The 10,447-nt window shown below is 65.5% G+C and carries 11 protein-coding genes and 1 pseudogene; 1 reads left to right on the plus strand and 11 read right to left on the minus strand.

Translation table 11 applies throughout. The features are described from left to right. Nucleotides 1-47: 47 nt before the first annotated feature. The 8 genes from murB to CAG44_RS26420 all read right to left on the minus strand — a co-directional run bounded on the left by murB (nucleotide 48) and on the right by CAG44_RS26420 (nucleotide 7,133). Nucleotides 48-1,067, minus strand: coding sequence for a UDP-N-acetylmuramate dehydrogenase (gene murB, locus CAG44_RS26385; RefSeq protein WP_085693392.1), 1,020 nt, complete (start codon nucleotides 1,065-1,067; stop codon nucleotides 48-50). After that, nucleotides 1,064-1,528: a low molecular weight protein-tyrosine-phosphatase gene (locus tag CAG44_RS26390; RefSeq protein ID WP_003259973.1), complete on the minus strand. Its 465-nt coding sequence runs from the start codon at nucleotides 1,526-1,528 to the stop codon at nucleotides 1,064-1,066. The genes murB and CAG44_RS26390 overlap by 4 nt, the downstream gene beginning before the upstream one ends. Beyond that, a complete protein-coding gene (gene kdsB / locus CAG44_RS26395) occupies nucleotides 1,528-2,292 on the minus strand; it encodes a 3-deoxy-manno-octulosonate cytidylyltransferase (protein WP_085693394.1) in 765 nt (254 codons plus the stop codon). Before kdsB ends, CAG44_RS26390 begins: the two co-directional genes overlap by 1 nt. Continuing rightward, a complete protein-coding gene (locus CAG44_RS26400) occupies nucleotides 2,289-2,474 on the minus strand; it encodes a Trm112 family protein (RefSeq protein ID WP_003247142.1) in 186 nt (61 codons plus the stop codon). Before CAG44_RS26400 ends, kdsB begins: the two co-directional genes overlap by 4 nt. Nucleotides 2,475-2,518: 44 nt before the next feature. Further along, nucleotides 2,519-3,520, minus strand: coding sequence for a tetraacyldisaccharide 4'-kinase (gene lpxK / locus CAG44_RS26405; RefSeq protein ID WP_085693396.1), 1,002 nt, complete (start codon nucleotides 3,518-3,520; stop codon nucleotides 2,519-2,521). Beyond that, nucleotides 3,520-3,954 (minus strand): biopolymer transporter ExbD, encoded by a 435-nt coding sequence (locus CAG44_RS26410; protein ID WP_025338207.1) that lies wholly within the window; start codon nucleotides 3,952-3,954, stop codon nucleotides 3,520-3,522. The genes lpxK and CAG44_RS26410 overlap by 1 nt, the downstream gene beginning before the upstream one ends. Next, nucleotides 3,951-4,586: a MotA/TolQ/ExbB proton channel family protein gene (locus CAG44_RS26415; protein WP_016391244.1), complete on the minus strand. Its 636-nt coding sequence runs from the start codon at nucleotides 4,584-4,586 to the stop codon at nucleotides 3,951-3,953. Before CAG44_RS26415 ends, CAG44_RS26410 begins: the two co-directional genes overlap by 4 nt. Nucleotides 4,587-4,916: 330 nt before the next feature. Next, nucleotides 4,917-7,133, minus strand: coding sequence for a DNA internalization-related competence protein ComEC/Rec2 (locus CAG44_RS26420; protein ID WP_085693400.1), 2,217 nt, complete (start codon nucleotides 7,131-7,133; stop codon nucleotides 4,917-4,919). A gap of 142 nt (nucleotides 7,134-7,275) precedes the next feature. Here CAG44_RS26420 and CAG44_RS26425 point away from each other — a divergent pair. Further along, nucleotides 7,276-7,782: pseudogene (locus CAG44_RS26425) on the plus strand (DUF2062 domain-containing protein); the annotation flags it as partial. Between the two features lie 9 nt (nucleotides 7,783-7,791). Here the strand turns inward: CAG44_RS26425 and CAG44_RS26430 are convergent. From CAG44_RS26430 to CAG44_RS26440, 3 genes are all read right to left on the minus strand, one after another. Continuing rightward, on the minus strand, nucleotides 7,792-8,571 hold the full coding sequence (locus tag CAG44_RS26430) for an ABC transporter permease (protein WP_003260104.1): 780 nt from the start codon (nucleotides 8,569-8,571) through the stop codon (nucleotides 7,792-7,794). Next, complete coding sequence (locus tag CAG44_RS26435; protein WP_085693398.1) at nucleotides 8,568-9,500, minus strand: ABC transporter ATP-binding protein; 933 nt, start codon at nucleotides 9,498-9,500, stop codon at nucleotides 8,568-8,570. Before CAG44_RS26435 ends, CAG44_RS26430 begins: the two co-directional genes overlap by 4 nt. 144 nt (nucleotides 9,501-9,644) lie before the next feature. Then, nucleotides 9,645-10,268: a glutathione S-transferase gene (locus CAG44_RS26440; protein WP_013971559.1), complete on the minus strand. Its 624-nt coding sequence runs from the start codon at nucleotides 10,266-10,268 to the stop codon at nucleotides 9,645-9,647. Nucleotides 10,269-10,447: the final 179 nt, after the last annotated feature.

Raw genomic sequence — 10,447 nt, forward strand, 5'->3', positions numbered from 1 at the left:
TGCGGGGGGGCGGTTTCAGCCGCGAAAAGGCGTGCCTGGCCGATCTATCAGTAGAGATTAGGCTCCATCTCCAGTTCGACCCCGAACCGCTGGAGGACATCCGCCTGGATCCGCCTCGCCAGCGCATGCATCTGCGCCCCGCTCGCCTGACCGTAGTTGACCAGCACCAGCGACTGCAAACGATGCACCCCGGCATCCCCCTCGCGATGACCCTTCCAGCCTGCCTGTTCGATCAGCCAGCCAGCCGCCAGCTTCATCTGCCCATCGGCCTGGGGATAAGCCACCACACCTGGGTACTGCGCACGCATACCCTCGACCTGTTCCGCCGAGACAACCGGGTTCTTGAAGAAACTCCCGGCATTACCCAGCTCGGCAGGGTCTGGCAGCTTCTCGCGGCGAATGCTGCAGATCGCCTCGCTGATCGCCTGCGCGGTCGGCTCGGTCACGCCCTGCTCCGCCAGGCGCTGGCGCACCGGACCGTAGTCCAGGTGGGCCTGCAGCGTACGGTTCAAGGCAAAGCGCACACGCAGGATCAACCAACGCCCGGGGTTGCGCTTGAACAGGCTGTCGCGATAACCGAAGGCACATTCCGCCAGGCCGAAGTCACGCAACTCGCCGGTCTCGCGATCCAGGGCGGTCAGACCGACGAACACATCCTTGATCTCCACGCCATAGGCACCGACGTTCTGCATCGGTGCGGCGCCCACGGTACCGGGGATCAGGCTGAGGTTCTCCAGCCCGCAATATCCCTGCGCCAGTGTCCACTGCACGAACGGGTGCCACGGCTCACCGGCCTCGGCCTCGACCACGATACGTTCGCCATCGTCGCTGAGCACGCGTCGGCCACGGCTGGCCATATGCAGCACCAGCGCATCGATATCGCGGGTCAGCAGCAGGTTACTGCCACCGCCAATCACCAGCACCGGCACGCCGCCTTGCTGCGCCTGGGCCAGCGCCTGGCGCACCTCCTGGTCATCATGTGCCTGGGTGAAATACCGCGCCTTCACGTCGATGCCAAAGGTGTTGTAAGGCTTGAGCGATACCTGCTCCTGCCACTGCACTGTCATAGCCGCCCCTTGATTTCCAGGACCAGCGCCTGGCACGCCGCTTCAACCAGGTCGAGCACCTGCTCGAAGCCATCGGCGCCGCCGTAGTACGGGTCTGGCACTTCATCCAGCGCTGCGCCATAGCGGCGCAGGAACAGGTCGAGCTCCCCCACGGCGGTGTGCGGGCGCATCGCACGCAAGTGGCCGAGGTTGCTCTCATCCATGGCCAGGATCAGGTCATATTCGGCAAAGTGCGCCGCCTTGACCTGCTGGGCGCGTTGCTGCGAAAGGTCATAGCCACGCGCCAGCGCTGCCTTGCAGGTGCGGCTGTCAGGCGCCTTGCCGACGTGCCAGTCGCCGGTGCCGGCCGAGGCCACATGCACCCGGTCGGCAAGCCCGGCAGCCTGCAACTGATGGCGCAGTACGCCTTCGGCGGTGGGCGAGCGACAGATATTGCCGAGGCAGACGAACAGGACGCGCATCAGGCCTCCAGCAAGCGCCGTACGCGCTCCAGGTCTTCAGGGGTATCCACGCCCACGGCAGGCGCCTCGATGGCGTCTTCGACGTGGATGCGTACGCCATGCCACAGGGCACGCAGCTGCTCCAGCGCTTCGGTCTGCTCGAGCCAGCACGGGCCCCAGCTGACGAAGTCCTGCAGGAAGCCGACGCGGTAGGCGTACATGCCGATGTGGCGGCGATACGGCACGCCTTCTGGCAACAGGTTGCGGTCCTTGGCAAACGCATCGCGGGCCCAGGGCAGCGGCGCACGGCTGAAGGTCAGGGCCAGGCCGTTCTTGTCGCTGATTACCTTGACCGCGTTGGGGTTGAACACGGTTTCCGGCTCATGGATCGGTTCGGCCAGGGTGGCGATGCCGGCTTCCGGATGCGCTGCCAGGTTGGCTGCCACCTGGTCGATGATCACCGGCGGGATCAGCGGTTCGTCGCCCTGCACGTTGACCACGATGGCATCGGCAGGCAGGCCGAGGTGCGCGGCCACTTCGGCCAGGCGGTCGGTGCCGGACTCATGGTCGGCACGGGTCAGCAGCACTTCGGCGCCGAAGGCCTTGCAGGCCTCTACGATGCTGGCGTCGTCGGTGGCGATGACCACGCGGCTGGCGCCGCTCTTGCGGGCCTGTTCCCACACATGCTGCACCATCGGCTTGCCGGCGATCGACAGCAATGGCTTGCCCGGCAGGCGCGTGGAGCGCAGCCGGGCGGGGATCACCACGGTGAAATCCAGGCTCATTTGTCCAGACGCTCGTCGTCGGTCAGGGTGCGCGCCTCGCTTTCCAGCATGACCGGGATGCCGTCGCGGATCGGGTAGGCCAGGCCGGCGCCCTTGCTGATCAGCTCGGTCTTGTCGGCACTGAGCTTGAGCGGGCCCTTGGTGATCGGGCAGGCCAGAATATCGAGCAGTTTGGTGTCCATTTGAGGCTTCCTTTAGGCCAGGTGGCCGGGAATTGAAAAAGGGCTCAGGGCTTGCGCAGCAAGCGTTGCAACTGGTTGTCGAACCAGGCGCTGAAAGCCGGCGTGGGCTGCGCCTCGACGGCCAGGTACCACCAGTCGTCAGCGGCGAAGGCCCGGCATTTCACCGCATCCTTTTCGGTCATGACCAGCGGCAGCGGCGGGCTGAAGGCCAGGCTCTGGGCGCTGAACTGCGCATGGTCGGCAAAGGGATGCGGCACCGGCTGCCAGTTTAGCCCCAGCAGGGTATTGAAGAAACGTTGCGGGTTGCCGATACCGGCCACCGCGTGCAGGCGTTGGCCTGCGGGGAAATGGTCGAGCGCGCGGCGCTCGCCGCTGCGCAGGTTGACCAGGGCGGACGGCTGCAGGCAGAAGCCGAAGCCATCGGCGCGGTCTGCGCTGGCGCCGTTGAACAGCACCGCGTCAGCCTCGTGCAGGCGTTCGGCCGGCTCACGCAACGGCCCCGCCGGCAGGCAGCGGGCATTGCCCAGGCCGCGGGCAGCATCGATCAGCACCAGTTCCAGGTCACGGGCCAGGCGGTAGTGCTGCATGCCGTCGTCACACAGGATCAGGTCGAGGGGTTCGCTGGCCAGCAGTGCCTGCACGGCGCGGGAGCGGTCGGGGTCGATCATCAGCGGCACGCCGGTGCGCTGCACGATCAGCAGCGGTTCATCGCCGGCCTGCTGGGCGGCCTGGTCGGCCTGCACGCGCCAGGGTAGCTGCGGGGGCTTGGCGCCATAGCCACGGCTGACCACGCCCACCTTCAGCCCCTGCTGGCGGCAGTGCTCGATCAGCCAGAGGATCATCGGCGTCTTGCCGGTACCGCCCACGGTGATGTTACCCACCACGATGACCGGCACCGGGGCCCGGTAGCTGGCACTTTCGCCATTGAGAAAGCGCGCCCGCTTGCGCGTGACCACGCGGCGATACAGTGCCTCCAGCGGGCGCAGCAGCGCCAGGGCCGGGTGCCCAGCGTACCAGGCGGCGAGCAGACGGTCGGCGAAGGCCATCAAGGCGTGCCCTGGGCCGCCTCGACGGTGGTCATGCGCAACTGGCTGAAACCGAGCTTGCCGGCGGCATCCATCGCGGTGACCACAGCCTGGTGCGGGGTCTTGCCGTCGGCGCTGATGGCCAGCGGCAGCTTGTTGTCGCCGCCCGACTCACGCTCGATCGCTTCGCTCAGGGTGGCCAGGTCGCTCTTGGGCAGCAGGTGGTTGTTCACCGAGTACACGCCTTCGGCGCTGATGGTGATTTCCACCAGCTTGCCCTGGTCGGGCGGCGCCTGCTCGGCGCTGGCGGCTTCGGGCAGCTCGACGCGCAGCTGGGTCTCGCGGGTGAAGGTGGTGGTGACCACGAAGAACAGCAGCAGGACGAACACCACGTCGATCAGCGACGCCAGGTTGATGTCGACGCTCTCCCGCTGACGATTGCGCCGGAACTTCACGCCTTGCCTCCGGCCACTTCCACTTCACGGTCGCCCTGGATCACTTCCACCAGCTTGATCGCTTCCTGTTCCATGCCGACTACCAGCTCGTCGATGCGGCGCAGCAGGAAACGGTGGAAGAACACCGCCGGGATACCGACCATCAGGCCGGCCGCAGTGGTGACCAGGGCCTTGGAGATACCACCGGCCAGCACTGCGGCGTTGGCGGTCATCTGCGAGCCCATGAAGGCGCTGAAGATGTCGATCATGCCCAGCACGGTGCCCAGCAGGCCCAGCAGCGGGGCCATGGCGGCGATGGTGCCGAGGGTGCTGATGTAGCGTTCCAGTTCGTGGATGACGCGCGAGGCGGCCTCCTCGATGCATTCCTTCATGATTTCGCGGCCATGGCGCGAGTTGGCCAGACCGGCGGCAAGGATTTCGCCCAGTGGCGAATCGGCGCGCAGGGCCTTGAGCTTGTCACTGGTCAGTTGCTTGTCCTTGATCCACATCCACACCTGACCCAGCAGATGCGGCGGGGTGACGCGGCTGGCGCGCAGGGTCCACAGGCGCTCGACGACGATAGCCATGGCAGCGATGGAGCTCAGAATGATCGGCAGCATCATCCAACCACCGGACTTGACCAATTCCCACACAGTAAACGCCCCTTCGGAAAAAGGCCGCCACTCTACCATAGGCGCGCCGGGGGCTCATCTGCCGGAGGTCAGGGAATTGCCCTACCCGGTTTCTACCTTGAGCTGTCGGGTGGCTGAACTGGCCCTTTCGCGGGTGAACCCGCTCCCACAGATTCAGCATCAACTCGAAGCCAGCGCAGTACCTGTGGGAGCGGGCGCGCCCGCGAAAAAGACGACGCGGTGGATGGCACCGGCTTTGCCGGTGTTCGCGGGCATGCCCGCTCCCACAGGTACCGCGTGATCTCAAGTGCGACGCCGTCCCTGTGTGGGTTTACCCGCGAAAGGGCCAGCTCAGCCACCGCCCGCATCCCTCCAGAAACGCCTCTGTCGGCGCACACTCTCGACCTCCCCCAGTCTCCCCAACACCAACCGCAACGCCCCCTGCTCCGCTGTGTCATGCATCACCACCCCATGCCGCCGATATCGTTCGACCACCTGTGCGTGCGGGTGCCCGAAGCTGTTGTTGCGCCCGCGCGAAATCAGTACCCCGCGCGGCGCCGTGGCGCGGATGAAGGCCTCGCTGGACGAACTGCGGCTGCCATGGTGCGGCGACTGCAGCCAGTCGATCCGCGGCGCTTCTGTGGCCGCAAGCCAAGCCCGTTCGGCACTGGCTTCCATATCTCCCGCCAGAAACAACCGCTCACCCTGCGCCTCGACCAGCAGCACACAGGAACGGTCATTGCTGCTCTGCCCATCAGCCCAGCGCCACAGCGAAAAGCGCACGCCATCCCACGTCCACTGGTCGCCACTGACACAAGGCTGCAGTTGCATGTCATCCAGCACTTCGCCGCCGATCACCCGTTCGACCGGCAGGCCACGCATGATTGCGCCAGCACCACCGGCGTGGTCGGCATGGGCGTGGCTGACCAGCATCAGGTCCAGGCTGCCCACCCCCAGCTTGCGCAAGGTCGGCAACACCACCCGCTCGCCCAGGTCGCTCTCCCCCCTGGCCGGCCCGGCGTCGTACAGCAGGTCGTGATGCCGGGTGCGCAACAGCACCGCCAGCCCCTGGCCGACGTCCAGCTGCCAGACCTCGACCTGGCCGAACGGCACCGTCTCCCGGGGTACCCACAGCGCCAGCAGCATCACGCCACCCAACCCGCGCAGTGGTACGCCACGGGGCATCAAAACCAGCAACGTACCCAGGCACACCAGCAGCCAGGCCCACAACGGCAGAACTGCTGGCAGCCACGCCGACTGCTGTTGCGCCACCAACTCCAGCAGCCGGAAAAGCCCATCGAGCAGACCACCCGCCAGCCACAACAGCACCTCCCCTACCCCGCCCAGCGGCAGCAGCAAGGTCCCCAGCAACGCCAACGGCAGTACCGCCAGGCTGACCCAAGGCACCGCAACAAGGTTGGCCAGCGGCGCACTCAGGCTCACGGGCAAGCCCGTAGCCAGCAGCACCGGCAGCAAACCGATGGCAATCACCCATTGCGCCCGCGTCCAGGCCTGCCAGGGCCGCCAGCCGCCCAGGCGGGCACTGAAGCAATAGCCAAGCGTGGCCACGGCCGCGAACGACAGCCAGAACCCGGGCAGCAGCGCGGCCAACGGCTCCACCAGCAGCACGGCAACCAGCGCAAGCAGCAACGGCAAGGTCGCACCAAGGTGGCGAAAGCGCAGGCGCCAGAGCAACACCACGGTCAGCATCAGGCAGGCACGCTGCACCGGTACACCGCCACCAGCCAACCAACCGTAGGCCAGTGCCGCAGCCATGGCCAAGCCACACGCCCAAGGCAGCCAGGGCAACCGAGCGGGCCACAGCCCCCAACGCGCCAGCCCGGCAACCAGGCCATACAACAAGCCGGCAACCAGGCCGATGTGCTGGCCAGAGATCACCAGCAGGTGCACCGTGCCGGTGGCCTGCAATGTTTGCCAGTCCTCTCGGGCCAGGCCCGCCCCGTCGCCAAGCACCAGCGCCACCAACGCTGCCTGCCGGCCATTGGCGTCCACTGCCAGCAGGCGCTGGCGCAGCGTGTCGCGCCAGCCGCCGGCAACCGGCGCCAGCAACTGCCCGGCCTTGACCGTACCGGTCGCACCGACCCGCCGCGCCAGCAATTGCGCCTCACGGTCCGGCCCATGCGGGTTGAGCAGCCCGGCCGGGCGCTGCAAGGTCACCGCCAGCCGCCACTGCTCGCCCGCGCGCAGCGGCGGGCCGTCGAACCAGCTCAGTTGCAGGCGCTGCGGCAGCTCTGCCCGCCGCGAGCGGGCCGCGTCCAGCTCGAAGCGCACACCCTGCGCAGTCCGGGTCGGCAGGCCGACCACCTGGCCCTCAAGCCACAAGGTGCGGCCATCCAGCCCGGGTGCCAGGCGGTCATCCAGGGCCTGCTGCGCAGACCAGCAGGCCCAACACAGGCCCAACAGAAAACAGCCCAGCGGCCACAGTCGGGTGAACAGGCCGAGGCCACCGACTACAACCAGCAGCACCAGCCATCCGACCGATGGCAATGCGGGGAGAAAGCCCAGGCACAACAGCCCGAGCGCGAGCGCAAACATCCCTGTGCGCATGAAGTAGAGCTCCAGAAGCGAAATCACCTTCTGAGGCATAGCCCAATTGCCGGCAGCGCTTGCTCAACAATTGTCACAAACTCTAAACGAGGCTGAGCGGGAATCAGGGCATACTGCCCGGATCAACGCTCCGGGAGCCTACATGCCGCGCCGACTTTTCAAACGCTACATGCCGGACCCGACCAGTATTCGGGAACACAAGTCCTTACGCTTTTTCGGCAAGTTGCTGCATGACCCGAACCTCTGGCACCTGAACCGCCATTCGGTGGCGAGGGCCATGGGCGTTGGCCTGTTCGCGGCGCTGATCCCGATGCCGGCGCAAATGCTGCTGGCTGCCGCGCTGGCCATTCCGCTGCGCGGCAACCTGCCGATCGCGGTCAGCCTGGTTTGGCTGACCAACCCGCTGACCATGCCACCGGTGTTCTTCGTCACCTACATGACCGGCGCCTGGCTGATGCAGGTACCGCCGCGCACCCTGCCCGACGAGCTGACTTTCCAGTGGATCACCGACCAGCTGTCGACCTTGTGGCAACCTTTCCTGCTCGGCTCGGTAGTGTGCGGTGTGGTGCTGGGCATCCTTGGCTACTTCACCACCATGCTCTACTGGCGCTGGTGGGTGGGCCGGCAGTGGCGTCTGCGCCAATGCCGGTGCAAGGTTTCAGGCACGCATGCCGCGGCCGCTGACCAGCAGGCGAACGCACACCAGGTAGAGCACCGCGGTGGCGACCAGCATGAAGGTAATCGCCGTGCCAATGCTGATATCCGACACCCCTAGGATGCCGTAGCGGAACGAGTTGACCATGTGCAGCACCGGGTTGGCCAACGACACGGTCTGCCAGAACGGCGGCAGCAAGTTGATCGAGTAGAACACCCCGCCCAGGTAGGTCAGCGGCGTCAGCACGAAGGTCGGGATGATCGAGATGTCGTCGAAGTTGCGCGCGAACACCGCGTTGACGAAGCCCAGCAGCGAGAAAATGGTGGCGGTCAGCAGCACCACGACCACGGTCACGCCCAGGTGGTGCACCTGCAGGTGGGTGAAGAACAGCGACAGGAAAGTCACGATCACACCCACCGCCAAGCCACGCAGCACGCCACCCAGCACATAACCGACGAGGATGGTGTGTGGCGATACCGGCGACACCATCAGCTCTTCGATGGAGCGCTGGAACTTGCTGCCGAAGAAGCTCGACACCACGTTGCCGTAGGAGTTGGTGATCACCGACATCATGATCAGCCCCGGCACGATGTACTCCATGTAGGTGAAGCCACCCATGTCGCCGATCTGCCGGCCGATCAGGTTGCCGAAGATGACGAAGTACAGAACCATGGTGATCGCCGGCGGCAGCAGGGTCTGCGGCCAGATACGCAGGAAGCGCCGCACTTCGCGGTAGACGATGGTGTTCAGGGCGACCCAGTTGGTGCGCAGTTCCACACTCATACGGCCACCTTCGACAGGTTTTTTTCCACCAGGGACACGAACAGCTCCTCGAGTCGGTTGGTCTTGTTGCGCAGGCTCTGCACCTCGATGTTCTGCAGCGCCAGCTGGCCGAACAACGCAGTGATGCCGATGTCCTTTTCCACCTGCACTTCCAGGGTGTGCGGGGTCAGCAACCGGCACGGGTAGCCCTGCAGCACCGGTGCAGTGGCCAGGTCCTGCTTGATGTCGAGGACGAAAGTTTCGACATGCAGCTTGCCCAGCAGTTGGCGCATGCTGGTGTTCTCGACGATGGTGCCGTGGTCGATGATGCCGATGTTACGGCACAGCTGCTCGGCCTCTTCCAGGTAGTGGGTGGTGAGGATGATGGTGATGCCCTTCTGGTTCAGCTCGGTGAGGAAGCTCCACATCGAACGGCGCAGTTCGATGTCCACACCGGCGGTGGGCTCGTCGAGAATCAGCAGGCGCGGCTCGTGGATCAGCGCGCGGGCAATCATCAGGCGGCGCTTCATGCCCCCCGACAGCGAACGCGACTGCACGTCACGCTTGTCCCACAGGCCGAGCTGGGTCAGGTACTGCTCGGCACGCTCCTTGGCCACCTTGGGCGGGATGCCGTAGTAACCGGCCTGGGTCACGACGATGTCGAAGGTTTTCTCGAACTGGTTGAAGTTGAACTCCTGCGGCACCACGCCCAGGCAACGCTTGAGCGCCGACGGCTCGCGGTCCAGGTCGTGGCCGAACACGTTGACCGTGCCGCTGGTCTTGTTGACCAGGGTGGAGAGGATGCCGATGGTGGTGGACTTGCCCGCGCCGTTGGGGCCGAGCAAGGCGAAGAAGTCGCCTTCGGCAACATCCAGATCGATGCCCTTGAGGGCCTGGAAGCCGTTGCCGTAGGTCTTGGTCAGCTGTCGGATGGACAGGGCGGAACTCATAGCGGGTCACTTACCGAGAAAAAGGTGCAGGACACGCCAGGTAAAGGCACTGGCGCAGTGAGTGCGGCCAATGGTGCTTGGCCTGGCCGCACAAGTACAGTCATGTGTATTGATAATGACTATCGAAGTAGCCGTGGTGTTCGATCAGGTCAGCGCAGTCATTACCGCTGCCTGGTACGCAGGGCGGGCCTTGAGGCGCTCGTACCAGGCCTCCAGGTGATGCATGGCCGGGCGCTCGATGGGCATTTCGAACCAGGCATAGATGAAGCTTCCCAATGGGATGTCGCCCATGCCGATCTGGTCACCGGAAAGGTACGGTTGTTTGGCCAGGGCTTCGTCGGCAATGGCCAGCAGCTGGGCGCATTGCTTGTGCGCAGCGTTGATCGCCACCCAGTCGCGCTGGTCTTCCGGGGTGCGCAACAGGCCCCAGAACAGTGGGCGGAACGGCGTGGCGAAGGACGAGGTGGTCCAGTCCATCCACTTGTCCGCCAGGGCGCGCTGACGCGGGTCGTCCAGGTACCAGCCCTGCTCCGCACCGTATTCGGCGCACAGGTAGCGGACGATGGTGTTGGACTCCCACAGGGTCAGGTCGCCGTCCTCCAGCATCGGCACCAGGCCGTTGGGGTTGCGCGCGCGGTAGTGCGGCTCGTTGACCACGCCGAAGGCGCCGCCGGCGTCGATCGACTCGAAATCCAGGCCCAGTTCGTGGGCGATCCACAGCGCCTTGCGCACATTGCTCGAATTCTTGCGGCCCCAGATCTTCAGCATGGCAACGTCCTTATGAATGCGGAGGTGGTGCAGTCTACTCCAGACTTTCGTCGCCTGTACCGGCCTCTTCGCGGGCACGCCCGCTCCCACATCTATGGTCCTCCCAGTTTCTGCAATACTGAATCTGGATGCGTAGTTGGCTTGCCGCAATCTATTCGGCGTCGAAGGGTTAAGGTTCG

Origin of the sequence: Pseudomonas sp. B13(2017), from assembly GCF_002113245.1 — a bacterium.
GTDB lineage: Bacteria > Pseudomonadota > Gammaproteobacteria > Pseudomonadales > Pseudomonadaceae > Aquipseudomonas > Aquipseudomonas putida_Z.